The 26,821-nt window shown below is 62.3% G+C and carries 25 protein-coding genes and 1 pseudogene; 13 read left to right on the top strand and 13 right to left on the bottom strand.

Translation table 11 applies throughout. From position 1 onward, the window contains the following. Window positions 1-14 precede the first annotated feature (14 nt). Both PDR5_RS11245 and PDR5_RS11240 read right to left on the bottom strand, forming a co-directional pair. Window positions 15-368: a DUF1428 domain-containing protein gene (locus PDR5_RS11245; protein WP_064595389.1), complete on the bottom strand. Its 354-nt coding sequence runs from the start codon at window positions 366-368 to the stop codon at window positions 15-17. A gap of 2 nt (window positions 369-370) precedes the next feature. Further along, on the bottom strand, window positions 371-1,450 hold the full coding sequence (locus PDR5_RS11240; protein ID WP_039770928.1) for a hypothetical protein: 1,080 nt from the start codon (window positions 1,448-1,450) through the stop codon (window positions 371-373). Window positions 1,451-1,674: 224 nt separating this feature from the next. Here PDR5_RS11240 and PDR5_RS11235 point away from each other — a divergent pair, with 224 nt between their 5' ends. Then, window positions 1,675-1,947 (top strand): hypothetical protein, encoded by a 273-nt coding sequence (locus tag PDR5_RS11235; protein ID WP_039770930.1) that lies wholly within the window; start codon window positions 1,675-1,677, stop codon window positions 1,945-1,947. 43 nt (window positions 1,948-1,990) lie between these two features. Here PDR5_RS11235 and PDR5_RS11230 read toward each other — a convergent pair whose 3' ends face one another. Beyond that, window positions 1,991-2,197 (bottom strand): hypothetical protein, encoded by a 207-nt coding sequence (locus tag PDR5_RS11230; RefSeq protein WP_064382340.1) that lies wholly within the window; start codon window positions 2,195-2,197, stop codon window positions 1,991-1,993. A 234-nt stretch (window positions 2,198-2,431) separates the two neighbouring features. Between PDR5_RS11230 and PDR5_RS11225 the strand changes: the two genes are divergently transcribed. From PDR5_RS11225 to paoC, 4 genes are all read left to right on the top strand, one after another. Beyond that, window positions 2,432-4,186 carry an L-lactate permease gene (locus PDR5_RS11225; RefSeq protein WP_064595387.1) on the top strand — a complete coding sequence of 585 codons (1,755 nt, stop codon included), beginning with the start codon at window positions 2,432-2,434 and terminating at the stop codon, window positions 4,184-4,186. 241 nt (window positions 4,187-4,427) lie between these two features. Beyond that, window positions 4,428-5,051 (top strand): aldehyde dehydrogenase iron-sulfur subunit PaoA, encoded by a 624-nt coding sequence (paoA, locus tag PDR5_RS11220; protein ID WP_064600752.1) that lies wholly within the window; start codon window positions 4,428-4,430, stop codon window positions 5,049-5,051. After that, on the top strand, window positions 5,048-6,004 hold the full coding sequence (locus PDR5_RS11215) for an FAD binding domain-containing protein (protein WP_064595385.1): 957 nt from the start codon (window positions 5,048-5,050) through the stop codon (window positions 6,002-6,004). The genes paoA and PDR5_RS11215 overlap by 4 nt, the downstream gene beginning before the upstream one ends. Further along, on the top strand, window positions 6,001-8,199 hold the full coding sequence (gene paoC, locus PDR5_RS11210) for an aldehyde oxidoreductase molybdenum-binding subunit PaoC (RefSeq protein WP_064595383.1): 2,199 nt from the start codon (window positions 6,001-6,003) through the stop codon (window positions 8,197-8,199). The genes PDR5_RS11215 and paoC overlap by 4 nt, the downstream gene beginning before the upstream one ends. 56 nt (window positions 8,200-8,255) lie before the next feature. Here paoC and PDR5_RS11205 read toward each other — a convergent pair whose 3' ends face one another. After that, window positions 8,256-8,732, bottom strand: a complete 477-nt coding sequence (locus PDR5_RS11205; RefSeq protein ID WP_064595382.1) for a (R)-mandelonitrile lyase — start codon at window positions 8,730-8,732, stop codon at window positions 8,256-8,258. A 99-nt stretch (window positions 8,733-8,831) separates the two neighbouring features. Here PDR5_RS11205 and PDR5_RS11200 point away from each other — a divergent pair, with 99 nt between their 5' ends. Next, the gene (locus tag PDR5_RS11200; RefSeq protein ID WP_064595380.1) at window positions 8,832-9,725 is read left to right on the top strand and encodes a LysR family transcriptional regulator; all 894 of its coding nucleotides are present in this window, start codon (window positions 8,832-8,834) and stop codon (window positions 9,723-9,725) included. A 6-nt stretch (window positions 9,726-9,731) separates the two neighbouring features. Here the strand turns inward: PDR5_RS11200 and PDR5_RS11195 are convergent, their stop codons facing one another. Further along, the gene (locus PDR5_RS11195) at window positions 9,732-10,676 is read right to left on the bottom strand and encodes an aldo/keto reductase (protein ID WP_082934389.1); all 945 of its coding nucleotides are present in this window, start codon (window positions 10,674-10,676) and stop codon (window positions 9,732-9,734) included. A 111-nt stretch (window positions 10,677-10,787) separates the two neighbouring features. Between PDR5_RS11195 and PDR5_RS11190 the strand changes: the two genes are divergently transcribed. The 3 genes from PDR5_RS11190 to PDR5_RS11175 all read left to right on the top strand — a co-directional run bounded on the left by PDR5_RS11190 (window position 10,788) and on the right by PDR5_RS11175 (window position 13,386). Beyond that, the gene (locus tag PDR5_RS11190) at window positions 10,788-11,558 is read left to right on the top strand and encodes an alpha/beta hydrolase (RefSeq protein ID WP_064595376.1); all 771 of its coding nucleotides are present in this window, start codon (window positions 10,788-10,790) and stop codon (window positions 11,556-11,558) included. A 130-nt stretch (window positions 11,559-11,688) separates the two neighbouring features. Next, window positions 11,689-12,555: a CAP domain-containing protein gene (locus tag PDR5_RS11185; RefSeq protein WP_064595375.1), complete on the top strand. Its 867-nt coding sequence runs from the start codon at window positions 11,689-11,691 to the stop codon at window positions 12,553-12,555. 402 nt (window positions 12,556-12,957) lie between these two features. Then, window positions 12,958-13,386, top strand: a complete 429-nt coding sequence (locus PDR5_RS11175) for a nuclear transport factor 2 family protein (RefSeq protein WP_064595370.1) — start codon at window positions 12,958-12,960, stop codon at window positions 13,384-13,386. Window positions 13,387-13,452: 66 nt separating this feature from the next. Here PDR5_RS11175 and mqo read toward each other — a convergent pair whose 3' ends face one another. After that, window positions 13,453-15,102, bottom strand: coding sequence for a malate dehydrogenase (quinone) (gene mqo, locus PDR5_RS11170; protein ID WP_064595368.1), 1,650 nt, complete (start codon window positions 15,100-15,102; stop codon window positions 13,453-13,455). Between the two features lie 432 nt (window positions 15,103-15,534). On the opposite strand from mqo, the gene PDR5_RS11165 reads away from it, so the two are divergent. Continuing rightward, window positions 15,535-15,960 (top strand): nuclear transport factor 2 family protein, encoded by a 426-nt coding sequence (locus PDR5_RS11165; protein WP_064595366.1) that lies wholly within the window; start codon window positions 15,535-15,537, stop codon window positions 15,958-15,960. A 40-nt stretch (window positions 15,961-16,000) separates the two neighbouring features. Here the strand turns inward: PDR5_RS11165 and PDR5_RS30475 are convergent, their stop codons facing one another. Then, window positions 16,001-16,726 (bottom strand): methyl-accepting chemotaxis protein, encoded by a 726-nt coding sequence (locus tag PDR5_RS30475; protein ID WP_408980477.1) that lies wholly within the window; start codon window positions 16,724-16,726, stop codon window positions 16,001-16,003. A gap of 129 nt (window positions 16,727-16,855) precedes the next feature. Next, window positions 16,856-17,614, bottom strand: a pseudogene (locus PDR5_RS30470) (MCP four helix bundle domain-containing protein); the annotation flags it as partial. Window positions 17,615-17,861: 247 nt separating this feature from the next. Here PDR5_RS30470 and PDR5_RS11155 point away from each other — a divergent pair. Together PDR5_RS11155 and PDR5_RS11150 are read left to right on the top strand one after the other, a co-directional pair. Next, window positions 17,862-18,176: a DUF2388 domain-containing protein gene (locus tag PDR5_RS11155; protein WP_011333537.1), complete on the top strand. Its 315-nt coding sequence runs from the start codon at window positions 17,862-17,864 to the stop codon at window positions 18,174-18,176. 114 nt (window positions 18,177-18,290) lie between these two features. Further along, window positions 18,291-18,695 carry a hypothetical protein gene (locus PDR5_RS11150; RefSeq protein WP_172829477.1) on the top strand — a complete coding sequence of 135 codons (405 nt, stop codon included), beginning with the start codon at window positions 18,291-18,293 and terminating at the stop codon, window positions 18,693-18,695. On the opposite strand, the gene ligD is transcribed toward PDR5_RS11150, so the two are convergent. The 5 genes from ligD to PDR5_RS11125 all read right to left on the bottom strand — a co-directional run bounded on the left by ligD (window position 18,696) and on the right by PDR5_RS11125 (window position 25,309). Continuing rightward, on the bottom strand, window positions 18,696-21,242 hold the full coding sequence (gene ligD, locus PDR5_RS11145) for a DNA ligase D (protein ID WP_064595360.1): 2,547 nt from the start codon (window positions 21,240-21,242) through the stop codon (window positions 18,696-18,698). It abuts the gene before it with no gap. A gap of 17 nt (window positions 21,243-21,259) precedes the next feature. Then, window positions 21,260-22,213 (bottom strand): methyltransferase, encoded by a 954-nt coding sequence (locus PDR5_RS11140; protein WP_064595357.1) that lies wholly within the window; start codon window positions 22,211-22,213, stop codon window positions 21,260-21,262. 11 nt (window positions 22,214-22,224) lie between these two features. Next, the gene (locus PDR5_RS11135; RefSeq protein ID WP_064595355.1) at window positions 22,225-23,601 is read right to left on the bottom strand and encodes an iron-containing redox enzyme family protein; all 1,377 of its coding nucleotides are present in this window, start codon (window positions 23,599-23,601) and stop codon (window positions 22,225-22,227) included. Window positions 23,602-23,768: 167 nt separating this feature from the next. After that, entirely contained in the window at window positions 23,769-24,482 is a 714-nt protein-coding gene (locus PDR5_RS11130; protein WP_064595353.1) for a tellurite resistance TerB family protein, read from the bottom strand. 92 nt (window positions 24,483-24,574) lie between these two features. Further along, window positions 24,575-25,309, bottom strand: coding sequence for a GntR family transcriptional regulator (locus PDR5_RS11125; RefSeq protein WP_064595351.1), 735 nt, complete (start codon window positions 25,307-25,309; stop codon window positions 24,575-24,577). Between the two features lie 117 nt (window positions 25,310-25,426). Here PDR5_RS11125 and PDR5_RS11120 point away from each other — a divergent pair, with 117 nt between their 5' ends. Next, window positions 25,427-26,782, top strand: a complete 1,356-nt coding sequence (locus tag PDR5_RS11120) for a class-II fumarase/aspartase family protein (protein ID WP_064595349.1) — start codon at window positions 25,427-25,429, stop codon at window positions 26,780-26,782. Window positions 26,783-26,821 lie beyond the last annotated feature (39 nt).

Here is a 26,821-nt window from a genome sequence, read left to right as displayed (position 1 = left end):
CCGGCAGCGCGGCATCAAGGCTCGAGAATGTCCTTGAAGCCACCGAAGATCATCCGCTGCCCATCGAACGGCATCGGGTTGACGTCCGGTTGCATGCGCGGGTCTTCCATCATTTTCGCCATGCCGGCGTCGCGGGTGGCCTTGTCCGGCCAGACCAGCCAACCGGCCGATACGACTTCGCCTTCCTTGAGTTTTACGGCCATCGGGAATGAGGTGACCTTGCCGTCCGGCACGTCATCGCCCCAGCCCTGAATCACCTCCAGCGCGCCGTATTCCTTGAACAGCTTCGCGGCGATTTCGCAGTGTTTCTTGTACTGCTCGCGATTGGCATTCGGCACGGGCGCCACGAACACATCGATGTAAGCCATGATCATTCTCCTTGCAGGGTGGGTTCGATCTGCTGAGTAGTCGACTCGGGCGGCCGCCATTCGACACGGTTGACGCCCAACCCGACCGACGGCTCGTCCCGCCCGCCCAGATTACCCTCGACCTGCGCCGCCATGTGCAGCGTGCCGGCCATCACGCCGGTGGTCGGGTTCTGCACCAGTTTCAGCCAGGCCTTGTCGAAGGTGTTGCCCAGGCTGCTGCGGATCAGCGCTTCGCTGTCCGGGCGGTCGTTGGCCTGAATGATTGCGCGCACGCCCGCCACGCCGACCGAAATCAGCGCCCCGGCCAGTTTGCCTGCCGCTGCCGCCACCGCACTGGCCGCGCCGCGCGGGGCCATTTCCGCCTCCATGCGCTGGCTGGCACGCTTGGCCACCGGCGCCATGGCCGACTCAGTCGAGGTCACGCCTTTGGAGCCGCCGTCGGTGTGAATCTTGTCGATCAGCGCCGCGTAGGCCGGCAGCGTGTTCAACGGTTCAGTGCTGACAACCTGATACAGCGAAGCATCCCTCGCCGGCGGCGGGCCAAGGGCGATGGCAGGGATTTTCTGCAACCGCCCGTTGAGCTGGGCAACGGGCACGCCGTGGCGCTGGGCGATGACCGGCATCTGCTGCGCCATCAGTTGCGCGTAGAACGCGGTGGACTGGCCGAGGATCGCGTCCGGGTCGATCTCCACCGCCACCGGCGCCAGCACCCGTTCCTGATATTGCTCCAGCAGATAGGCCGCCAGACGCTTGGCCGAGGCATCCTGCTCGCCGCTGGCACTGATCGTGTACCAGCTGACCTTCATCGATAGCCATTCCTGGGTCCAGTAGCTGCTGAACCACGGGATGAAATTTTCTTCAGTTTGCTCATAGACCCGAATGCGCCAATGTTCCATCGAGCCACGGGCGAACACCTTGACCTGCTCGGTGGCCTGTTTCGAGGCGCTGACGATTTCCCGGTCGATCTGCTGCCAGGTCGCCGGTGAAACCACCACCGCCGGCGCGGTCACCGGGGCCCGCGCCGTGGTGGCGCAGCCGGCCAGCAACACCAGTGCGGCGACGAGCAGCGCACGCAGGTTCACGGTGGCGGTCCTTATCTGTTCTTCGATCGCAAGACCTGAAGAATCCGGAGAGAGATGACATGAGTATAGGTGCGTGCGGTGCGCCGTTTATCCGCTGGTCAGGGCCGCGCCGGTCCAACCATCAATGCCGTCGATATTCACCATCGCGACGATTGCCTTCCGCATGTTGCTCGCCAAAGGCACGATTAGCCCATCCGAAACACACAGCACGAGGAGTTCACATCATGATCAATACCGTCACCCTCGCCGTGAGTTTCCCGGTCTTCGGCAGCAACTACTACGATCAGCACGCCGTGTCGCGCAAGACACAAGCGCTGGTGTTCGACGAAGCCTTCGAAGATCTGTTGATGCCCGCCGCCAGCAATCATTTCAGCAATGAAGTGGTCGGCCTCAACGATCAGTTCCGTTTTCTGAGCGACATTCTCGCCACCCATTTGCTGGACATCGAGGCCTCCGTGCCTGCGCGATCCAGCGTCCGGGCGAGCGCTCATTTTTAATGCCAGAGGGCGTTCCCGCAAGGGAACGCCCTCTTCGTTTCAGTCAGTCATCATCCCGGTCGCGGTGATAACGACGCCCGTCGCGGCGGTCGTCATCGCGGTCGTCCCAGCGCCGGTCGTGATCGTAATAACGGCCATGATCGCGGTCGTAATGCCGGCCATGGCGATGGTCATCATCGAAATCCGCCACACAGCCGCCCAGCAGTACAGCGGCGGAAACGGTCAGCAGCAGGCTTGTTGCACGCATCATTCAGAATTTCCCTAAAACCAAGGTCTTGACGACGGAAACGGCAGCGCTGCCCGCACCGAAGAGGCGCGGTGTGCGCTGCCGCAGATACGACCGGGGAAAACGACGATGATTCACCGACCGCCGATGACCGTTGATCGCCTCGCCCGCCTCGCCCGAGCGGCGGCCAAATGCCACCTATACTGCTTGCAACGCGCAAAGGATCTGCCCCTCAAAAACAACAAGTAGAGGTGCGACATGGTCTGGCAACAAGTCTATGACCCGTTCGGCAATCCGGTGATTTCCACGATCATGGCCGCCGTTCCAGTGGTGGTGATGCTGGCGGCGCTGGCCTTCTTTCATGTGAAGGCGCATCTGGCCGCACTGCTGGCGCTGGCCTCGGCACTGCTGATCTCGATCTTCGCCTTCGGCATGCCCGCCAACATGGCCGGTTCGGCGGCGCTGTTCGGGGCGGCCAACGGGCTGCTGCCGATTGGCTGGATCGTGCTCAACATCATTTTTCTGCATCGCCTGACCACCGAGAACGGCTCGTTCAAGGTGTTGCAGGATTCGCTAGCCCGCATCACCGACGACCGGCGCCTGCAATTGCTGCTGATCGCCTTCTGTTTTGGCGCCTTCTTTGAAGGTGCCGCCGGATTCGGCACGCCGGTGGCGGTCACCGGCGCCATTCTGATCGGTCTTGGTTTTTCGCCACTGGCAGCGTCCGGTCTGGCGCTGATCGCCAACACCGCGCCGGTGGCCTTCGGCGCACTGGGCACACCGATCATTACGCTGGCCAAGGTCACCGGGCTGGATGAAATGGAGCTCTCGATGATGGTGGGACGGCAGCTGCCGTTCTTTTCGGTGCTGGTGCCGTTCTGGCTGATCTGGGCCTTCGCCGGGTGGCGAAAGATGCTGGAGGTATGGCCGGCGATTCTGGTGGCGGGCGTCAGTTTCGCCATCCCGCAGTTTCTGGTTTCGAACTACCACGGGCCGATGCTGGTGGATGTGATCGCCGCGCTGATTTCCATGGCCTGCCTGACGTTGTTCCTCAAGGTCTGGAAACCGGCAACCGTCCACACCTCGGCCGCGCTGTCGGGGCGGCATGACGACTCGAAGGTCGAAGAAGAAAAGGTCACGGCCAGCGCCGCATTCAGCGATCAGGCGCGCCCGGCAGTGATGCGCGCGTGGATGCCGTGGATCATCCTCACGGTGTTCGTGTTTGCGTGGGGCACCCAGGGTTTCAAGAACATGTTCGACACCCGTCCGGCGATTGATCCCGTCAGCCAATCGGCCAGGCTTGATCCGCAGGGCAAACCGCTGCGCGAGGCCAATCCGGTGTTCGCCCCGGCCGTGACTTTCAGCTCCCTGCATCTGCAGATCGAAAAAGTCCCTCCGGTCGTCGCCGCGCCGAAAGCTGAAGAGGCGGTGTACAAGTTCACCTGGTTCACTGCCACCGGCAGCGGCATCCTGCTCGCGGCGATTGTCGGAGGGTTGCTGATGGGCTACTCGATCCCGCAACTGATCAAACAGTACCTTCGCACACTGTGGGTGGTGCGCTTCTCGCTGATTACGATTGCCGCGATGCTGGCGCTGGGATTCCTGACCCGCTACTCGGGGCTGGACGCGACCATGGGGCTGGCATTCGCTGCCACGGGAATTTTCTATCCGATGTTCGGCACCTTGCTCGGTTGGCTTGGCGTAGCGCTGACCGGGTCGGATACCGCGTCCAACGTGCTGTTTGGCGGCTTGCAACGGGTGACGTCGGAACAGCTGGGCATCAGCCCGGTCCTGATGGCGGCGGCCAACAGCTCCGGCGGAGTGATGGGCAAAATGGTCGACGCGCAGTCGATCGTGGTCGCCTCGACCGCGACACGCTGGTACGGGCATGAAGGGGAAATCCTGCGTTACGTGTTCTTCCATTCCATCGTGCTGGCAATCCTGGTCGGCGGCCTGGTGACGTTGCAGGCATATGTGGCGCCGTTTACGTCCATGGTGGTCGGCGCGCATTGAGATCGCGGGTGCCTCGGTTGTGAGAGCGATCTGACTCACAGCCAAGGCACCCACCTTCATTCCGTCGATTCATGAAGCGTGCGCATGAGGCCATGCGCAAATCAAAGAAAACCTTTTCCTCTCCAGCGTGGTCACTCCTAGAACAGAGCGAGACTGGCAACCACGCCAGCGTACCCGTGCGGGTCTTTCACACCCTGCCGACCTGATAGAGGAAGCCAAGCCAATGAACGACCATCCGCCAATGGCGATCTCCCGACGCCGTTTCCTGATTCTCGGTGCCGTGACCGCAACCGCGTTCGCGATGCCCCCTTTCATCAGCCTCAAGGCCTACGCGGCCAGCCTGGAGCAACCGGCCATGGCCAAAGTAACCATCGAAGTCAACGGCAAGCCGCAGGCGCTGGAGGTTGATACTCGCACCACCCTGCTCGACGCCCTGCGCGAACACCTGCAGCTGACTGGCAGCAAAAAAGGCTGCGACCACGGCCAGTGCGGCGCCTGCACGGTGATCGTCGATGGCCGGCGAATCAATTCCTGCCTGACCCTGGCGGTAATGCAGGACGGCGCCAAAGTCACCACCATCGAAGGCCTCGGCATGCCGGACCACCTGCACCCGATGCAGGCGGCATTTATCAAGCATGACGGTTACCAGTGCGGCTACTGCACGCCGGGGCAGATCTGTTCGGCGGTGGCGGTGCTTCAGGAAATCCGTGACGGCATCCCCAGCCACGCCAGCGCCAGCCTCACAGAAGCACCGCAACTGATCGCCAGCGAACTGCAGGAACGCATGAGCGGCAACATCTGTCGATGCGGCGCCTACTCGAACATCATCGAAGCCATCAGCGAAGTCGCGGAGGTGCCAGCATGAGAGCGTTCAATTACAGTCGCGCCGACTCTCCCGCCGCAGCCGCCGCTCAAGCGGCACAAATCGAAGGTGCGCGTTTCATCGCCGGCGGCACCAACCTGCTGGACTTGATGAAGCTCGACATCGAAACGCCGCAGCAGCTGATTGACGTCAATCACCTGGGCCTCGACCAGATAGAAGCCACCGAAGACGGCGGCTTGCGCATCGGCGCACTGGTGCGCAACACCGATCTGGCCGCCGACAGCCGCGTCCGGAAAGACTATGCGCTGCTGTCCCGCGCCTTGCTCGCCGGTGCATCGGGCCAGTTGCGCAACATGGCGACCACCGCCGGCAATCTGCTCCAGCGCACGCGCTGCCCGTATTTCTACGACACCAATCAAGCCTGCAATAAACGCAATCCCGGCAGCGGTTGCGCGGCGATTGGCGGGGTCAGTCGACAACTCGGCATTATCGGCGTCAGCGACGCCTGCATTGCGACCCATCCGAGTGACATGGCGATTGCGATGCGGGCGCTGGATGCCCAGGTCGAAACGCTCAAGGCCGACGGCAGCACGCGGCGCATCGCCATCGCGGACTTCCACCAGCTGCCCGGCACCACACCGAATGTCGAAACCAGTCTGATGCCGGGCGAGCTGATCACCGCCGTCACCCTGCCCGCGCCAGTGGGCGGCACCCATGTCTATCACAAGGTGCGCGACCGCTCGTCGTACGCCTTCGCGCTGGTTTCCGTCGGCCTGATCCTGCAGAAGGATGGCAGCGGCCGCATCGCCGTCGGTGGCATCGCGCCGAAACCCTGGCGAGTCGAAGCGGCGGAAGCGCTGCTGCCGCAAGGCGCGAAAGCCGTCAGTGCGCGCCTGCTCGACGGCGCCACGCCTACTTCTGATAACCAGTTCAAAGTGACATTGGTCGAGCGCACGATTGCCTCGGTGCTGGCCCAAGCGAGGGACGAAGCATGAAATTCGACACGCCCGCCACGACCAACCCGATTGATCAGTTGAACGTCATCGGCAAACCCACCGACCGCATCGAAGGCCCGCTGAAAACCAGCGGCCAGGCGCCTTACGCCTACGAGCAACATGAGGCGGTCAAGAATCAGGCCTATGGCGTGATGGTCGGTTCGGCCATTGCCAAGGGTCGCATCACCCGCATCGATCTGGAGGCCGCCCGCGCCGCGCCGGGCGTGCTGACCATCGTCACCGCCGCCAATGCCGGCAAGCTCGGCAAAGGCCAATACAACGCCGCGCACCTGCTGGCCGGGCCGCAAGTGCAGCACTATCACCAGGCAGTAGCGCTGGTGGTCGCCGAAACCTTCGAACAGGCGCGGGCTGCCGCGCAGTTGGTCAACGTCGAGTACGCCGCCGACAAAGGTCAATTTGATCTGGCCAGCGTGCGCGATCAGGGCGTGGAGCCGAAAGACGATCTGCCGGACGTCAAGCACGGCGATTTCGCGACTGCCTTCGCCGCTGCACCCGTGCAGTTCGATCAGACCTACACCACGCCGGATCAGTCCCACGCGATGATGGAGCCCCACGCGACACTCGCCGCCTGGAAAGGCGATCAACTGACGCTCTGGACCTCCAACCAGATGATCGCCTGGAGCGTCAGCGACATCGCCACCACCCTCGGCCTGCCCAAGGAAAACGTGCGGCTGATCTCGCCGTACATTGGCGGCGGTTTCGGCGGCAAGCTGTTCATTCGCGCCGACGCGATCCTCGCCGCCCTCGGCGCCCGTCTGGCGAACCGGCCCGTGAAGGTCGCCCTCGCCCGCCCGCAGATCGCCAACAACACTACCCACCGTCCGGCTACCATTCAGCGGATTCGCATGGGCGCCACGGCTGACGGCAAACTCACCGCCATCGCCCATGAAGGCTGGTCGGGCAACCTCGCCGACGGCAAGGTCGAAGTCGCGGCGCAGCCGAGTCAGTTGCTCTACGCTGCAGAAAATCGCCTGGTGACCATGCGCCTGGCGCCGCTGGATCTGCCGGAAGGCAACGCCATGCGTGCACCGGGTGAAACGCCGGGGCTGATGGCGCTGGAGATCGCCATGGACGAGATGGCGGAACAGCTCAAACTCGATCCGATCCAGTTCCGCATCCTCAACGACACGCAGGTCGATCCGGTGAAAACCGAGCGGCCGTTCTCCCAGCGGCGTCTGATCGAATGCCTGCAAACCGGCGCCGAGCGTTTTGGCTGGGATAAGCGCAATGCGGCGCCCGGCACCCGTCGCGAAGGTCGCTGGCTGATCGGCATGGGCGTTGCGGCGGCGATTCGCAACAACCTGCTGGTGAAGTCCGGCGCACGGGTACGACTGGAGCGCGACGGCAAGATCACCGTTGAAACCGACATGACCGACATTGGCACCGGCAGCTATACGATCATTGGTCAGACTGCAGCGGAAATGATGGGAGTCAGCCTGGACGATGTGGTGGTGCGACTCGGCGATTCGAATTTCCCGGTGTCGGCGGGCTCCGGCGGCCAGTTCGGCGCCAATTGCTCGACCGCCGGGGTTTACGCGGCGTGCATGAAGCTGCGCGAAGCGGTCGCGACCAAACTGGGCATGAACGCGGGTGAAGCGCAGTTTGTCGACGGCCACGTGCGGCTGAGCAACCAGAACGTGCCGTTACGTGACGCCGCGCAACACGCCCCGATCGAAGTCGAGGACAGCATCGAATTCGCCGACCTCGCCAAGCAATATCAGCAATCGACCTTCGGCGCGCACTTCGTCGAAGTCGCGGTGGATGCCGCCACCGGCGAAGTGCGCGTGCGGCGCATGCTCGCGGTGTGCGCCGCCGGGCGGATTCTCAATCCGAAATCGGCCCGCAGCCAGGTAATCGGCGCCATGACCATGGGTGTTGGCGCGGCGTTAATGGAAGAACTCGCGGTGGACCAGCGCCACGGCTTTTTCGTCAACCATGACCTGGCCGGCTACGAAGTGCCGGTGCACGCCGACATCCCGCATCAGGAGGTGATTTTCCTCGATGAAACCGACCCGATTTCATCGCCGATGAAAGCCAAGGGGGTGGGTGAACTGGGGATTTGCGGCGTGAGTGCGGCGGTGGCGAATGCGATCTACAACGCCACGGGCGCACGGGTGCGGGAGTACCCGATTACCTTGGACAAGATTCTCGCGTCACTGCCGGAGATGATTTGATTTGTGGACTGGCCCCACGGTGAAGACGTTCGGTCTCACCGTGGGCGACTTGTTGATTATCGGACGTCGGGATACTCCGACTCTCCCACCTGCTCCATCCAGTCCACCACTTTGCCATCCAGCATTTCAGCAATGGCGATATGCGTCATGGCCGTGGTCGGCGCCGCACCGTGCCAATGCTTCACGTCGGGCGCGATCCACACGGTGTCGCCTGGCCGAATCACCCGCACCGGCTGCCCCCATTCCTGCACGAAGCCTGACCCAGCGGTAACAATCAGCGTTTGCCCCAACGGATGGGTGTGCCACGCCGTACGCGCTCCCGGCTCAAAGGTCACGGTGGCGCCGCTGATCCGCGCCGCATCGCTGCCCTTGAACGGCGCATCGACCCGTACCGTCCCGGTAAACCAGTCGCTCGGGCCTTTGGCCGACGGTTGTGAGCCGTTGGGGGTAACGGTCACGCGAGATGTTTCGCTGGCCTGGACTTCGCCCGCCAGCAGGGAAAGGGTCAGCGCCGAAGCGGCGATCGGATTCATGTTGAGGCTCTCCAGAAAAGGGACAGCCTCCACTTTAACCAGCCCGACTCTGCAGATAATCGACTAGAATTCAAAAAAACTTATGCAGGGTACTCATTAATGCTTCGGGAAAATGCCAGTGATCTGCTCGCTTTCCTCGCCGTGGCGCGTGAGCGCAGTTTCACCAAAGCAGCTGCCAAACTTGGCGTTTCGCAGTCGGCGCTCAGTCATACGATCCGCAGCCTTGAAACCCGGCTGGGCCTGCGCCTGCTGATCCGCACCACCCGTAGTGTCTCTCCCACCGAGGCTGGTGAGCACTTGCTGCAAACCATCGGCCCGCGCTTCGAAGAGATCGAATCGGAACTGGCCGCCCTCAGCAACCTGCGGGAAACGCCCGCCGGCAAGATCCGTCTCAGCGCCACCGATCACTCGCTGAACTGGCTGTTGCGACCGGTCCTCAAAGAATTTCTTATGCAATACCCGGACATCTCCGTCGAAGTCAGCTGCGACTACAGTTTCGTCGACATCGCAGGTCAGGGTTTCGATGCCGGCGTACGGCTGGGCGAGGATGTCGCACAAGGCATGATCGCCACTCGTATCGGCCCGGACATGCGCATGGCGGTGGTCGGCTCGCCCGCCTATTTCGCCAGACGCACCGTACCGAAAACCCCGCGTGATCTGACCGACCACGCTTGCAATAACTTGCGCCTGCCTACCAACGGCGGTCTATACGCCTGGGAGTTCGAGAAGGATGGCGAACGCCTGAAGGTGCGAGTCTGCGGACAGGTCACCCTCAACGGCGTCTATCCATTACTGGACGCCGCACTCGACGGTTTCGGCCTGAGTTACATCCCGGAGAACATCGTCGCCCCCTGTCTGGCTGAAGGTCGCCTGATACAAGTACTGGAGGATTGGTGCCCGGTGTTTTCCGGATATCACCTCTACTACCCGAGCCGGCGCCAGACAGCGCCGGCTTTTGCATTGTTGCTGGCGGCGCTGCGCTATCAAGGCTGAAACCGTCTAGTCCACCAGCGCAATCAACTGCTGACGCTGCGCATCGGTCAGCATCAGCCCGAACCCGGCGCCGGCGTTGTCGGCCATGTACAGCGGGTTGCTGGTGCCGGGAATCACGCAGGTCACCGCCGGATGCGCCAGCAGGAATTTCAGTGCCAGTTGCGGCCAGCTCTTCGCCCCCACCTGAGCTGCCCAACCCGGCAGCGGTTTACCTTTGAGCCGCGCGAGCAGGTCGCCACCGCCAAATGGCCGGTTGCAGATCACCGCCACCCCACGCTCGCGGCACAGCGGCAGGATGCGCTTCTCGACCCCGCGATCATCGAGCGCGTAGTTGATTTGCAGGAAGTCCAGCGGCTCGGCCTTGAGCACCGCTTCCACCTCCTCATACGCCGACGGCGTGTAGTGGGTGATGCCGATGTAGCGGATGCGGCCCTGCTCTTTCCAGTCGCGCAGGGTCGGCAGGTGGGTTTGCCAGTCGAGCAGGTTGTGGATCTGCATCAGGTCGATGCGCTCGGTGCGCAGCAGGCTGAACGACTGCTCCATCTGCGCAATGCCCTCCTCGCGACCACGGGTCCAGACCTTGGTCGCCAGAAATGCCGGCGAGCGCGGTTCGTGGATCGACAGTAATTCACCGGTGGTTTCCTCGGCGCGGCCATACATGGGCGAGCTGTCGATCACCGTGCCGCCCTTTTTGAACAGCTCGCCGAGCACCGCCGGCAATTGCTTGTAGACCGGATCGCCAGGGGCGACGTCGAAACCACGATAAGTGCCCAACCCCACCAGCGGCAGTGGCTCGGAGCTCGAAGGGATGGCGCGGGTCTGCATGGTCTGGGCTCCTGTGGCGTTCGGCGACGTAATGGCGGCCAGCGCCCGGTCAAAGGTGAAAACCGCTGACACCCCGGCTGCCAGCGTCAGCAACCGGCGGCGGGAATATCCCTCAGTGTGGTTCATACTGGCGCCCTTGCCCCGTGGATCTGTTGCACCTTGTGTTTTGATGCAGCCCGCAAAACCGTTGGACTACACTGCGACAGCCAACCTGCGCGCCCGGTTAACGTTAGTCGAATGTCCAGAACCCTGTTGTCACTCGTCGCATTGATCCTCGCCGTGTACCTGATCCTGTGCGCGGCGCTGTTCGTGTTTCAGCGGGCGCTGATTTATTTTCCGCAGCCCGCCAGCCTCGATTCGCCGGAGTCACGGTTGACGCTGGCCATGCACGACGCCGACGTCCGCGTGACGGTGCGCGAGCGTGCCGGCCCCAGAGCACTGATCTATTTCGGTGGCAATGCCGAGGACGTTTCGCGCAATCTGCCGGAGTTTTCCGAGGCGTTTCCTGACTATTCGTTGTATTTGCTGCATTACCGGGGATTTGGCGGCAGCGGCGGTTCGCCCTCCGAAGCGGCGATTGCCGAGGACGCGCTGGCGCTGTTTGATCAGGTGCATGCGAGTCATCCGCAGATTGCGCTGCTGGGGCGCAGCCTCGGTTCCGGCGTCGCGGTGCGGCTGGCCAGCCAGCGACCGGTGGAACGGTTGATTCTGGTCACGCCTTACAACAGCCTCGAGGAAATCGCCGCCCGTCAATACCCGTGGGTGCCGGTGCAGTGGTTGCTCAAGGATCGTTTCCGGTCGGGCCAGTACGCGGCGCACATCCGCGTGCCGACGCTGCTGCTGGCGGCGAGCGATGACGAGGTGATTCCACGGGCCAGCACCGAACGCTTGCTGCACAGTTTTCCCGACGGTGTGGCCACGCTCAAAGTGGTGGCGGACGCGGCGCACAATTCGATTTCCGAACGGCCGCAATACCTGCAATGGATCGAGGATGCGTTGAATCGCTGAGCACTTCGTCGGCAGCCGTAGAAACCCGGCGTCGCCTCGTGAACCAAGTGCAAAAAGGCCAGTCCTACCCGCGCCGCGTTCTGCGGTTCACTTTCCTTCAGCCTTGTCTTTGTTCAGAGCTTTGCGTCCCATGCGCCACGCCGTTCGTTCGTCTCGCTTCGTTTCGCTGTGCCTGTTGATCCTTTCTCCCCTGCTTTCGCCCTCTGCCCACGCCGGCGCCGAGCGGCAACTGGTGGCCGCCATCAATGACTACCGCGCCCATCCGCAACGATGTGACCGACGCCCGGCCCAACGGCTGGCGCCGCTGACGCTGAAGTCGAACCTGGCGTTGCCGGTCGGTTATGGCTATGGCGGTGGATTGCGCGAACGATTGAAGGATTCCGGTTATGCGGCCGTGGCGGTGCGCAGCATCCGGATCGTCGGCGCGCAGGACGCCGAAGAGGCGTTCGATCTGCTGCAAAGCGATTACTGCGGCGCACTACTGGACGGTCAATACGCCGACATCGGCATCAGCCGCGCCCGCAGCGAATGGCAAGTGGTGCTGGCCCGGCCGGTGCTTGACAGTCGTGTCGGCGACAACCGCAGCGTCGGCAAGGCCTTGCTGGCCGAGGTCAACGCCGCCCGCGCCCGACCGCGAATGTGTGGTCGCCAGCGCTTCGCCGCCGCCCGGCCCTTGAGCTGGAATCCGGCGCTCGGCGCCGCCGCCCAGGGGCACAGCAAGGCCATGGCCTACGGCAACTACTTCGCTCACCGCGACCCGGACGGCGACGGCCCGGCAGATCGCGCCCGTGCGGCCGGCTACCGTGGCCGGCAGATCGGCGAAAACATCGCCGCCGGACAAAGCTCACCGGGCAAGGCCATGGCCGGCTGGCTGGCCAGCCCCGGACACTGCGCCAACCTGATGAACCCGATGTTCACCCAGGTCGGCGCCGGGTTTGCCAGTGAGGCGCGCAGTGATGGAGGGGTGTATTGGACGATGCTGTTCGGGGCGCCTTGATCAGGTTCCACCCGAAAACGTCGAAAAGCGCTGTATGCCGCAACTCGACGTCGGATAGTCAGACCGGAGAAATCGTGGCAAGAACGCCAATCATGATGGTCAACACAAGAAAGCCGCCGAGGAAAATCGCCATCTTAGCCATGAAGGCCTCCTGAATACTGAATGTCCGGCGCACCGGACGCTTCGGAATGAAGCTCTTCGCGTGTGGCTGAACGGCAAGGGTATTTTGGGCCTATGGCTGAGACGGTTACAGATGCAGATTCAACAGGAAAAAGCGGATCAGATGGATTTGGCCCACTCATGTGTCGACATTCAGACCGGTACAGAAGGTTTCCATTACGCCGCTTTGATCTAGAGTCATGGGCGCCGCGCCAAGAACAACAAAAATACAGGAGTGAAACCATGTCCGAACTGAACCTGCACCCCAACGCCGCCGAATCCCTGATCCGCTGGCACGAGATGGTCCGCACCGGCAACCTCGAGGCCCTGCCAGAGCTGCTCGATCCCAAAGCGGTATTTCGCTCGCCGATGGCCCACACGCCTTACCCGGGTGCGCCGGTGGTCTCGATGATCCTCAATACCGTGTTCAATGTGTTCGAAGACTTCAAATACCACCGTGAACTGGCGACAGCCGATGGCCTTAATGTGGTGCTGGAGTTCAGCGCCAAAGTCGGCGCAAAAGAGCTCAAGGGCATCGACATGATCCGTTTCGATGAACAGGGCAAGATCGTCGAGTTCGAGGTGATGGTGCGGCCGTTGAGCGGGTTGCAGGCGTTGGGCGAAGAAATGGGCCGGCGGTTGGGGGCTTATCTGGCTGCCGCCAAGGCCTGAAATCCGGACACAAAAAAGCCCACTGACCGTCACCGGTTCAGTGGGCTTCGTGTGTCAGGCGTCTAATTAAAGAGCCATGTCACGTGCAGCGCTTTCTTTTGGCGCCGGGGCTTTTTCAGCCGAGGCGTCCGCCGCCGGGGCCGCAACCTGGCCAATCACCGGAGGGGTTGGCAGTTGCAGGATCTTGGCGGTGTAAGCCCACTCCTCAGCCACTTTGGCTGGATCGTTGTTCAGCTGGGTGCCGTAGCTTGGAACGATCTGGTGCAGCTTGGCTTGCCACTCAGGGCTGGCGACTTTGTCCTTGAAGACTTTCTGCAGCACGCTCAGCATGATCGGTGCAGCGGTCGATGCGCCCGGGGATGCGCCCAGCAGACCGGCGATGGAGCCGTCTTTGGAAGCAACGATTTCGGTGCCCAGTTTCAGCACGCCGCCAGCGGCTTCATCACGCTTGATGATTTGCACGCGCTGGCCGGCTTGCCACAGGCGCCAGTCTTCGGCTTTGGCGTTCGGGAAGTATTCCTTCAGCGCGTTCAGACGGTCTTCATCCGACAGCATCAGTTGACCGGCCAGGTACTCGACCAGCGGGTATTCCTTGATGCCGACCCGGGTCATAGGCCAGATGTTGTGGGTGGTGGTGCTGGTCAGCAGGTCCAGGTACGAACCTTCCTTCAGGAACTTGGTGCTGAAGGTCGCGAACGGGCCAAACAGGATGACGCGCTTGCCGTCCAGAACACGGGTGTCCAGGTGCGGAACGGACATCGGAGGCGCGCCAACCGAAGCTTTACCGTAGGCCTTGGCCAGGTGCTGCTCGGCGATGGCCGGGTTATCGGTCACCAGGAACGAGCCGCCTACCGGGAAGCCAGCGTATTCCTTGGCTTCTTCGATACCGGATTTCTGCAGCAGGTGCAGTGCACCGCCGCCGGCGCCGATGAACACGAACTTGGCGTCGGTTTCAGTCTTGGTGCCGTCTTTCAGATTCTTGTAGCTGACGCGCCAGGTGCCATCTGCATTCTTGGTGATGTCTTGCACTTCGCTCGACAGCTTCAAGTTGAAGTTGGGCTTGGTCTGCAGGTAACCGGCGAACTGGCGGGTGATTTCGCCGAAGTTCATGTCGGTACCCAGCGGGCTCCAGGTGGCCGCGATTTTCTGGTTCGGGTCACGCCCTTCCATCATCAGCGGAACCCACTTCTTGATCACAGCCGGGTCTTCGGAGTACTGCATGCCGGCGAACAGCGGGCTCGCTTGCAGGGCTTCATAGCGCTTTTTCAGGAACTTGATGTTGTCATCGCCCCACACGAAGCTCATGTGCGGAGTGGTGTTGATGAACGAACGAGGGTCCTTCAGGACGCCTTGACGAACCTGCCAGGCCCAGAACTGACGGGAGACCTGGAACGCTTCGTTGATCTCGACGGCTTTCGGGATGGTGACATTGCCCTTGTCGTCTTCCGGGGTGTAGTTCAGCTCGGCGAGCGCCGAGTGACCGGTACCGGCGTTGTTCCAGCCGTTGGAGCTTTCCAGGGCGACGCCATCGAGGCGCTCGACCATTTCCATCGACCAGGTCGGTTCCAGCTCATTGATCCACACACCCAGGGTGGTGCTCATGATGCCGCCGCCGATCAGCAGGACGTCGACTTTCTTTGCTTCCTCGGCATTGGCGGAAGACATCCCCATCGCCAAAGCCAGCCCCAGCAAGGCTGTGTTCACTTTTTTAAACATCCGTTGCACCTATGATAAAACGCCTTCCGCCCGCCGCTGTTGTATGTATGAGGTCCCCTCTTTCGCGACACTCAGGCCAGCGTCGCGGGTTCCGGCACACTTCAATTTTGACGGGTGGGCACACAAGGCCGACAGGCAGTGTCGACCTCAGTTATATGTCCCTTCTGAACTGACTTCTTATCATTATTGGCTTCAGCTACTTGAGCGACAGGGGTTCTGCCTGGCCCGCCGAAAAGCGCACCAGACTGAATTGGGTCAAAACAAGTGGCGCGAAGAATATCACGTCATGGCAAACCCGCGCGTCTGTTCGCGACCGGATAGTTTTCGATTGGTTCCTCAAGCGCTTTCTAACGCCGATGAATTCCTGCTAAGTTGTACGACGACTGACAAATAAACCAGTCGTTCCGAAACCTACAACAACAAGGAATCCTCATGAACAAAAGCAAAGTGCTGCTCGGTCTTTTCTGTGTTTTCAGCGGCTACGTCGCCGCCGCCCCGGCGGAACAGGATGTCGCCCAGGCCGTCGACCACCTGACCCAGGCGATGCTGCACAAGGACGTCGCCGAACTGAACGCCCTGACCGCCGACAACCTCACCTACGGCCACTCCAGCGGCAAGATCCAGGACAAGAAAGCCTTCATCGCCGATATCGAAACCGGCAAGAGCGCGTTCAAGACCCTGGAGATGCAAAACCAGACCATCACCCTGTCCGGGGACACCGCGCTGGTGCGCCATCATTTTTCAGCACAGGCCCTCAAAGGCACCGAGGTCGTGCCGACGGAAATCGAGAACTTCCAGATCTGGCAGAAGCAGGCTGGCAAGTGGTTGCTGGTGGGGCGTCAGGCGTACAAGTTCTGATACATGAGCTCTGCCGCCAATGCGGCGGCAGAGCCTGCTCTCACAACCGAAACCGATCCACCGACTGCGCCAGCCGCCCCGCCAGACTCGACAGTTCGTCCGTGGTATTGGCCGTCTGGCCGATGACCTTGCTGTTGCCCTCCGACATGCCCGCGATCATCTCCACCTGATGGGCAATTTCGTTGCTGGCCTGGCTCTGTTCGCCGATGGTGCGGGTGATGTCGTTGACCAGTTGCGTGGTGCTCAGGGTGGCGTCGAGGATTTCGCGGATGGCGCGCTCGACGTCGGCGGTGACCGCCATGCCTTTGTCGACCTGGGCGACGCCCGCCTCCATGCTGCTGACGGCCTCGCGGGTGCTGTTCTGGATGCGCGCGACCATCGCGGCGATTTCCTGAGTTGACGCACTGGTGCGCGCAGCCAGACTGCGCACCTCATCGGCCACCACCGCAAAGCCCCTGCCCTGCTCGCCCGCCCGGGCTGCCTCGATGGCTGCGTTGAGCGCCAGCAGGTTGGTCTGGTCGGCGATGCTCTTGATCACCTGGATGATGTTGAAAATGCCTTCGGACTCCTGATCCAGGGTGCGGATCACCTGCGCCGATTGCTGGGCGGAACGGGCGATGTCGTCCATGTCGCTGACCACTTGATGGATCACCTGTCCGCCGTTCTTCGCCAGTGACTCGGCCTGGCTAGCCATGTCCAGTGCACGCTCGGCGTGACGGGTGATTTCCTCGATGCTGGCGGTCATCTGGCTCGCGGCGGCAGCCATGGTCCCGGCGGCGGTGCTTTGCTGCTGACTGCTGTCGGCCACCTGATGGCAGCCGTGGCTCAGTTGCTCACTCATGCCGCTGACGCCGTGGGCGTTGCGTCGCACCACGTCGATCATGTCCCGCAGGTCGCGCTGCATCGTGGCCAGCGTGCGGATCAGCGCACTGGCTTCGTCCTTGCCGGACGGTTCGGCGATCGGCTCGCTGAGGTTGCCGTGAGCAATGCTTTCGGCGATGCGGCTGGCGGATTTCAGCGGACCCATGATGCTCAGGATCACCCACCGGCCCTGGGCCAACAGCAGCAACAGACTGGCGACCAGGACAATGCCGAGGGCGATATTGGCATTGTGGATCGCCGCTTCGGTGCCTTCGCTGGTGTGTCGGGTATTGGTTTCGATCAGCTCGCTGAGAGCGGCCATCTGTTCTTCGAGCTGGCTGAACGCGGTATTGAAGGTCCCCAGTTGCTGCTGGGCGCTGTCCGGATTTTCCAGTGCAAGACCGACGATCTGCTCGCCGGCGCTGACGTAGGTGTCGAGGCTTGGCTTGATCTGCTCGAGCGCGGACTTGATCGTCGGATTGACCGGCAGCTTGAGGTTTTCACCCAGCACTTCGCGAAAATGCGCCGCATGCTCTTCGACCGAACTGCGCACCTCGTCCGCCGAACTGGTGCTTTTGCCCAGCCCCACCAGCATCGCCGAATACACGTCCGCGCGCAGGGCGTCGTGCATCATGTCGGCTTCCATGTGGTTGCGCAGCGCGCTCATGCTGACCGCGTTGTCACTGACCGCCGAAGCCATCCGCTGGTTGCCCACATAACTGACCAGGCTCACGATCAGCGCCGTCAGCAGGCTGGTCGCAATCAGCAACACCAAACGCAGTTTGATCGACACCGTGATTTCCTCCCAGGTCGCGCCACGCGGCGCCGTTCAACGCTTCAGTTAAGCCTATTTCCATGAACCCGCTGCGTTAGAGCGTCTCAGCGTGTGTCGTTACATCCAGTAAAAATGCCGCACTGTGCGACGGTTCTCATTCCGCCCCCTACGGCCTGAGCCGACTTACGGAACTCCCGTGCCCGCCGACACCTCTCACATTATGTGGTACTTCCTTTTCGCTTTACGCTGCTGGAGGAACACCGTCATGCGTCGTTTACTACTGGTTTCGTCTCTTATGCTGTGCCTGCCTTTCGGTTCGGCTTTCGCCCGCGTGGATGCGGGGGATGTCGCCACTTCGGCCGGCGTTTCCGCCTCGCTGTATTCCACGTTCAAGGATCACAAAATGGTGATTCCGGCCCGTGACGACTTGTCGGCATTCGTCGCCAGCGGCGGAACGATCCGTGGCGTGTACCTCGAATCGGTACTGCAGCAGGTGCGTCAGGACAATCCTGGCCTGAACGCCAGCGATGAAGAGCTGGCCAACGCCATACTGGTTCAGTACGAAGGTCTGTCGCAGTAACCACGGCACGTTCGATGATGGTGGCTGACGGACTTGCCACCGTTACGCCCTGCCGATGGACGGCTGGCGAACGACCATGGGCAAAACCGTCGAACGGCCTCTATGATGGAGGCCATGACGATTTCCGCCTCACTCCGCTCCCCTTGCCCGCCGGGTCTGTGCATCTGCGGGCGTGATCCGCTGCTGGATACGCCCGGCGCGGATGTGCGCATCCTGTTGCTGACCCGCGAGGAAGAAAAGCGTCTGCTCGAGCGTCTGGAAAACCTCAAAGACCTCGCCGACCTCGAGCGGTTGCAAGGCAGGATGTTCGATCAGCTCGGGATTCGTGTGCTGATCGCGCCGAAGTTCGGTGAAGTGCGGACTGTGCGAGGCGGCATCGAAATCGAGGTCGAAGAGCTTCCGGGGCTCTGCCGCAAAACCCGAAAAACCATCCCGGCCGCCATCCGCCGTGGCCTGGAAAACAATCCGCAAGTTGCCTTCGATCTGCTCAACGCCCACGACTTGCTGCGCGGCACCTGATCATTTCTTCATGCCCACCCGCTTGCGCATCTCGGCCGTGATGCTCTGCCGGGTTTTCTTCAGATCCGCCCAAGGTTCATCGCCCACGTCCGCCAGCCGTTCGTGAACGTTGTGCACGGTCCATTGATCGGCACCTTTGATCTCGCCGACCTCCTCCCGAAACAGCGGCACCGACACCGGCAACCCTTCACGGGTACGCGCCGCGTAGGCGCAAATGGTGGTGGCGCCCAAGCCGTTGCGCAGGTAATCGATGAAGATCCGCCCTACGCGATTTTTCGGCCCGGACACCGCAGAAAAACGCTCCGGTAACAATTTCGCCATGTGCGTGACGATGGCGTGGCTGAAATCCTTGACCTCGTCCCAGCCATGCTTGCGGGTCAGCGGCACCACCAGATGAATGCCCTTGCCGCCGCTGGTCTTGAGAAACGCCTTGAGGCCCAGCTCATCCAGCACGGTCAGGGTCAGTGCTGTGGCTTCGACCATGCTTTTCCACGGCAGCGCCGGGTCCGGGTCGAGGTCGAGGACAAAGCGGTCGGGCTTGTCCAGATCGGTGGTGGTAGCGTTCCAGGTGTGCAGTTCGACCGTGCTCATCTGCACCGCGCCGATCAAGGCTTCGGCGTTGTTGATCAGCATCACCGGCTGGCCGGTCAGTTCCTTGTCCAGCGTGCGGATGCCGGGGATCGCCAGGTTTTCGGCGTTCTTCTGGAAGAACAGCTCACCGGCGATACCGTCCGGCGCGCGCACCAGCGCCACCGGGCGATCCTTGAGCTGCGGCAGAATCCATTCGGCGACGCTGGCGTAATACTCGGCCAGCTGCATTTTGGTGGTGCCACTGCTGGCGTCGATCACTCGGTCGGGATGGGTGATCCGCACCTTGCCGTCGGCCAGGCCGGATTGCGACGGCGCGGTAGATTCAGTCTTTGAAGTCTTCATGGGTTTGGCGCGCTCCTCGGTGATGTCCTTGGCCGGTTTGTCCTCGCGCAAGCCATGAAAAACGGCGTGACGCACCGAGCCGTCCTGGGTCATTTCGGCAAACGCGACTTCCGCCAGCAGACTCGGCTTGAGCCAGTGCACACCCTTGGCCTCGAACCCCGTGGGCGGGTTGGCCACTGCCGGTTTTTTCACTCGCAACGGTTTCAACTGCGCGAGGATGCTCTTGAGGGTGGTTTCATTGAATCCCGTGCCGACCTTGCCGGCGTACCGCAACTCGCCGCTGTCACGATCATGCAGACCCAGCAGCAACGCGCCGAACGAACTGCGCGCGCCTTTCGGATCGGTATAGCCGACGATCACGAATTCCTGGCGATGCTTGCACTTGAGCTTGATCCAGTCGCTACTGCGGCGCGACACGTAAGACGAGCCGAGGCGTTTACCGATCAGGCCTTCCATGCGCATCTGGCAGGCGCTGTTGAGCAAGGCCTGCGGTGTTTCGTCGAACGCTTCGGAAAAACGCAGCAGCGGGTCTCGATGCGTTTTCAGCACCGTCGCCAGCGCAGCACGCCGTTCCTCCACAGGCACCTCGCGCAGGTCGACACCGTTCAGATACGGCAGATCAAACAGGTAATAGACGATTTTTTCGCTGCGTCCCGAATCGAACGCGTTTTGCAGGGCCTGAAAGTCCGGCACGCCGTCCGCGTCGGCGACCACCATCTCACCATCCAGCCACGCCGACTCCAGGCCCAGCGCCGCCAGGGCTTGCGCCTGTTTCGGCAATTTGTGCGTCCAGTCATGGCCATTGCGGGTGAACAACTGCACCTGGTCCTGATCGATACGCGCCATGATTCGATAGCCGTCGAACTTGATTTCGTATTGCCAATCCCCTTCCGGCGCGCTCTCCACCAGAGTCGCCAGTTGAGGTTTCAACTGCGCCGGGATACTCGCCTTGTGGGCGCCAGTGAGTTTGCCGGAAGCTGGCTTGCGCGGTGCTTTCGCCGGGCCTTTCAGTGGCTTGACCTGCTTCGCACTCAGCCGGGGTTTGTCGACGATCGTGCGCTCGCTGAGCACGCTGTCGGGCTCGGCGACCAGCACGTCGTAATCGCTTTGCGGGCGTGCGGCGCTGTCCTGATGCTTGATCAGAAACCACTGCTCTTTCTTGCCCGGCATGTGGGTGCGCACCAGGTTCCATACCCCGGCGAGCTTCTCGCCGCGCAGTTCGAATTTGAGCTTGCCCTTGGCGTAGGCTTTCTCCGGGTCTTCCAGCGGAATCCACACGCCGCGATCCCAGACGATCACATCGCCGGCACCGTAATGCCCTTCGGGAATGCTGCCCTCGAACGTCGCGTAGTCCAGCGGGTGATCCTCGACATGCACCGCCAGCCGCTTGACCTTGGGATCCAGCGACGGGCCCTTGGGCACCGCCCAGCTCTTGAGCGCGCCGTCGAGTTCCAGGCGAAAGTCATAATGCAGGTGCGAGGCGTCATGCTTCTGGATGCAAAATTGCAAAGCCTGCTCACCGCCGGGCTTCTTGCCCCGACGGTGGTCGGCTGCCGGCTCGGATGTCGCCGAGAAGTCACGCATCCGGTTGTAGTCGTCGAGATTCCTGCTCATCCTGCACCTGCCTTGTTTCAACCTGTTCGAGTCACCGTCAGCGCGACCACGGCAATCCGGTCGACGCGCTGATAGCCGGGATTGAGCAACTCTTCGCCGAACACATCGGGATCGAGTTCACGGTAGGTCCAGCCGAAGCGTTTTTCATCCAGCCGTGGCAATACCGTGTCGAGGAAAGGATCGCGGCCGTCGACCATCGCAACGCCGGTGTACAGCAGCAGCGAACCGCCGGGGGTCAGGTGATTGAGCGCCTGTTCGACGATGCGCAACGACAGCCCCGCCCCCAGCGTCCCACCGCCATGGCGGTAAGCTCGTCCGGCCGGATCGGCCATGTACGGCGGGTTGGCGACGATCAGGTCGAATTCACCGTCCACGCCTTGCAATACATCACTGGCGCGCACCTCGACGTTGGCCACTTCGGCCAGCGCCGCGTTGATCGTGGTCAGGCGCAGCGCAGCGGGGTTGATATCCACCGCCAGCACTTGCGCTTCGCGCCGGGCACGGCCAATCAGGATCGCGCCGACTCCGGCGCCACAACCGATGTCCACCGCCCGGTGAATAGGCGCAAAGTTCTGCTGCAAATGGCTGTGGATCAGTTGGGCAAAGCGATAGGTATCCGGGCCGAAAAACACCGAATCGGCGGCATCCGTGGGAAACCCCGAATGCACGAACAGCAAGTCATCCAGGCTCGACCAGCGCACCCGGCTCTTCAAGCGCCCGTCGAACGCATCAATCACCTGGGCGTCCTGCAATTGCCGCTGTTCATCGGCAGACAGCAGGCCCGGTTCGAACGGGCGCGACCATCCGAACACATCCCGCAGGCAATCGGCGGCCTGCCCTTCGTCGCGCTGGTTGACCCGTTGATGGGTCAGCGGCGTCGGGGTGATGAAACGATAGCCGTCGGCCTGCAGGCGCCGCCCCAGTTGCAGTAGCACCAGATCGTTGGCAGACAGTCGTTCTTCCTGATTCATTGATGATTTCCTTAACGCAGGCCGGATTTGAGTTGGATGAATTGGCGAGTGGCAAGCAGCCCGGCCGGATGCGCGTGCCGGGCCGGCGCGAGCCAGGGGATCAACGTTGCGAACCTAGTGTGTGCATCCTGCCCTTGCAGTGCCGCATTCAGGCGCTGCACATCGGGGTCCTGTTCGGGCACCTCGATCGGCGCAGGGACTGAGGGGCGGCGGCGGAATGCGACGGCTTTGTCCGCAGAAATCCAGTCACCGGCTATCCAGTCGTGCACCAGTTGTTTTTCATAGGCGCTGAACACGCCGAACATCGCCGCGCCATCGCCATCGATCAATTGCCAGAAGCGGCTGTTCTGTGGATCTTCGTGGCGCTTGATCCAGCCCTTGTCCTGCATGGCCTGCAGGAACCCGGACAGCTGCTGCGGATCGGCCAGCCACTGATTGACGGTCTTGCCTTCGAAGCGGCAATAGTCGGAGTGCATGTGTTGAGCGAACGGACACTTGCGTTCAAGCATCGCCAACAGTTCGCGCTCCAGCTCGAACCCCTCGATGATTGCGCGGCTGCCCTGTCCCAGGTCATTGAGCCGATAGCCCAGCGATACCCGGCGCAGGAAATCGCGGCGATCAGCCTCCAGAGGCAGCAGATCCAGAACGGCCTGCACGGCTTTTTGCGCATGGCCGGTGCTGGCGTTGTCGATGGTTACGTGCAGGGTGAAATAGTACGGATCGATCCCCAGTTCACTGAGCTCGTAACTGCTGATCAACAGGTGCAGGGGCAGTTGCTCGTAGCCAAGGTTGTAACCGATCACCTCCGGCAAAAAATCCATGCCGCCGGCACCCAGGGCCAATTGCAGCGCGCCTTGCAGATAGCGTTCGTCGGGCAGTGGACTGCTCGGCTCGAGGCCCTGTTCGGCGAGCAGCTGGCGGTAGATCACGACGTGGTTCTGCGCCGGATTGCCCTCGCCCAGTTCTTCCAGATAAGTGCTGATCAGGCTGCTGAAACGCGGATCGCGCCACTGTCCGAGCAAGCCGTAGAGCCAGGCGCCATCGACCAGTTTGGTCGGCGCCACCGCTTGCAGGAAATACAGCGCATGAGCCTTGCAACTGAAGAACTGCCGCGCGCCTCCAGCCTTGCGTTGTTGCAGGTAGTCGGCGTATTGCCGGGCGACATCGGCACAGTGCTCGGCCACCCAGGCATGCCACTGCGCGGGGTCCGATGGCAGCTCATCCTCCAACTGCGCGGCTTGCAGCAGGTGATCTTCCAGAAAGGCGCGCGCCAGCGGCTGAGGATGTTCATCGGATAAAAGTGCTTCATGGATACGCCGCAACTCAGTCAGAGAGTCGAGCGGACGCGATGGGGCGGGGCCAGCTTGCAGGTGAGTCAGGACAGTCATGGCAATATTCTCGATCGATTGGCAGGACGCTCAGTCACTCGCCTCTAATGAAGCAGAGAGGCTTGGCGCGTCAAAAATTCAATCGGCTTGAAAATTGCCCTGACGGACGGAGCCTTCGGCTCGCTCCTTGCTTGAACGGCACGGTCGAAGGCTTTGAGAGGAGAGGGTCAGGCCGTGCCCTTGGCCTGCTGTTCGAGGTGAACCTGCAACTCGGGGTCGATCTGCAACGCCGCTGCCAGTTCATCCAGATAATTGCGCTCGGCGTCCTGCTGATCGTCCACCAGCATCACGCTGGCCAGGTACATCTCGGCGGCCATGGCCGGATCGTTCTGTGCCGCCTGCGCCACTTCGGTGGGATCCAGCGGTTTGGCGACCTCGTCGTCGAGCCATTGCTGCAGGTTCAGGTCATCGGTGTGCTTGCCGATTTCGCTGCTGATCAGGTGTTTTTCCGATTCGTCGATCCGCCCGTCAGCCTTGGCCGCCGCGATCAACGCCCGCAGGACGGCGTGGCTGTGCTCTTCGACTTGCGGGCCGGACAGCAGGTCTGCGGTTTGCGGCGTTTGCTGCGGCGCGGCGGACGCCTGGCTGCGTTGCCAGGCTTGATACGCCTGGAAAGCCATCATGCCCAGCGAAGCCAGCGCCGCGTAATTGGTGCCGCCGGACCGACGCTGCGTGCCGCCACCCAGCGCCCCGCCACCGCCAAGCAACCCGCCCAGGCCACCCAGCCCTCCGGCAGCAGAACCGCCGCCACTGCCGCCGCCCAGCAGACCGCCGAGCAACCCGCCCAGCCCACCCGCTCCCACGCCGGCCGACGCGCCACCTTGTTGTCCCGCCGAGGCCTGGCCTCGCAGCAGTTGTTCGAGCAGATCGCTGGTGTTCATGACGTCGTCCTCAGGTAAAGGGGTATGACTGCGTCAGGCAACGATAGTCCTCCTGATGCGATGTGCCAGCACCGTTGGGCTGACGCCGGGCATCAACCCGGACTCTTTTCCCGGCGCATCTGTGTCACCAGCGTGAAGCGGTCTTCGGGGTGCGTGGTTTCCGATACCACCATCAGGGCGCCGTCCTCGTCACGGTACTGGCGAATGATGTTCAGCCCCGGCGACCCGGCTTCGGCGTTGAGGCTTTTGGCGATCTCCGGACTCAGCAACACCGCGCGCACCTGCTGGTCGACTACGTCGATGTGCCGGCCGAAATGGCGCTCGATCAGGGCGGCGATCAGTTCGTCCGGATGCTGTTCAGCCAGCTCGATGACTTCGGCATAGGTTTCCTGCGCGTAGACGTCGGTCCAGCACAGCGGCGCCCGCCGGTTCTCCTCGTCGACGCGAATGCTCGACACGCAAAAATAATGCTCCCCCGGCTCCATGCCCAGGCGTCGGGCCTGGGCAATGTCGGCGACAAAACGGGAGACGTTCTGAATGCTGCGCATCTGGGTTTCCGCCAGGTGCACCAGGTCGGACACCGAAGCCAGCGACTGCGAGTACCCGCCCTTGGGCGAGATCGACTCGACGCGGGTGCCGACCCGCTTGCGCCGCGAGACCAGCCCCTGATTCTGCAACTGCGTAATGGCCGCCCGCACAGTGTGCCGGCTCACGTCGTACAGCTCGCACAGTTCGAACTCGGTCGGCAGCAACGATCCGAGCGGATAGCGACCGCTGGAGATGCCCTCCATCAAATCTTTTGCAACGACCGCATAGCGCGTGTTCATACCTTTCATCAGTCCCGATGGTTAAGCGAGTTGACAGTGTATCAGCGAGGGCGCAAGAATTATGTACGGACATAATATATATGTCCGATCAATAACAAACATATTCAGGATTCCCTCATGTCCAGCACTGTCTTCGACTCCGCCCTGTTCCGCGACATGTTCGGCACCGCCGAGATGCGCAGCGTGTTTTCCGACCAAGCCCTGATCGAACGCTACATTGAAGTGGAAGTCGCCCTGGCCCGGGCCGAAGCGCGCTGCGGCGTGATCCCGGCGGCTGCCGCCGAGCAGATTGCCGAGCTGGCAACCTATGCCTCGCTCGATCTGGCACTGATGCAGCACGAGACCGAAATCGTCGGCTACCCGATCCTGCCGCTGGTGGAGCAGCTGTCGAAAACCTGCGGTGAAGCCGGCCGTTACGTGCACTGGGGCGCGACCACCCAGGACATCATGGACACTGCGGTCGTCCTGCAAGTCCGCGCTGCGCTGGCCATCGTCGAGCGCGACATTCAAGCGGTGCGCGGCTTGCTCGCCGACCTTGCCAAGCGCTATCGCGACACGCCGATGGCCGGCCGCACGCATTTGCAACACGCGCTGCCGATCACCTTCGGCTACAAGTGCGCGGTGTGGCTGAGCATGTTCGACCGCCACGCCGAACGTCTGGTGGAGCTGCGTCCACGGGTGGAAATCGGCCAGTTCGCCGGTGCGGCGGGCACCCTCGCCTCCCTTGGCGACAAAGGCCTGGAAGTGCAGGAAGCGCTGATGGCCGAACTGGGTCTGGGCGTGCCGCAAGCCACCTGGCACGTCGCCCGCGATGGTCTGGCGGAGACCCTGAACTTCCTCGGTCTGGTCACCGGCTCGCTGGGCAAGATTGCCCTCGACGTCATGATGATGATGACCAGCGAACTGGGCGAAGTGTACGAACCCTTCGTCAAGGGCCGTGGCGCCAGCAGCACCATGCCGCAAAAGCGCAATCCGATTTCCTGCGAGCTAATGTATGCCGCTGCCAAAGGCGTACGCCAGCAGGCGGGTCTGATGCTCGACGCGATGATTCAGGACTTCGAGCGCTCCACCGGCCCATGGCAAGCCGAATGGATCGCCATCCCGGAAGCCTTCGCGCTCAGCGCTGCCTCGCTGGGTCAGGCGAAATTCATGCTCGCTGGCCTCGAAGTGCGCACCGAGCGCATGCGTAAAAACCTCGACATGACCCAGGGCCTGATCGTCGCCGAAGCCGTAATGATGGGGCTGGCGCCGGCACTCGGTCGTCAGGTTGCGCATGACGTGGTCTACGCCGCCTGCCGCATGGCCAACGATCAGGGCACCAGCCTGCTCGACGCGCTGCTGGCCCAGGGTGAGGCCACCGCGCAACTGGATGTCGAGGAACTCAAGCGCCTGACCGATCCGGCCAACTACATCGGCCTTGCGCCGCAGATGGTCGACATCGCCCTGGCGCGTGAGGGTTCGGTCAAACGCTGATCCTCACCGGGCTCGCCGCGCGCGAGCCCTCTGCCCATC

Source organism: Pseudomonas sp. DR 5-09 (assembly GCF_001655595.1).
GTDB classification, from domain to species: domain Bacteria; phylum Pseudomonadota; class Gammaproteobacteria; order Pseudomonadales; family Pseudomonadaceae; genus Aquipseudomonas; species Aquipseudomonas pharyngis.
Note: the sequence above shows the minus strand (reverse complement) of the source record. Positions and strands in the feature narration are given on the sequence as shown.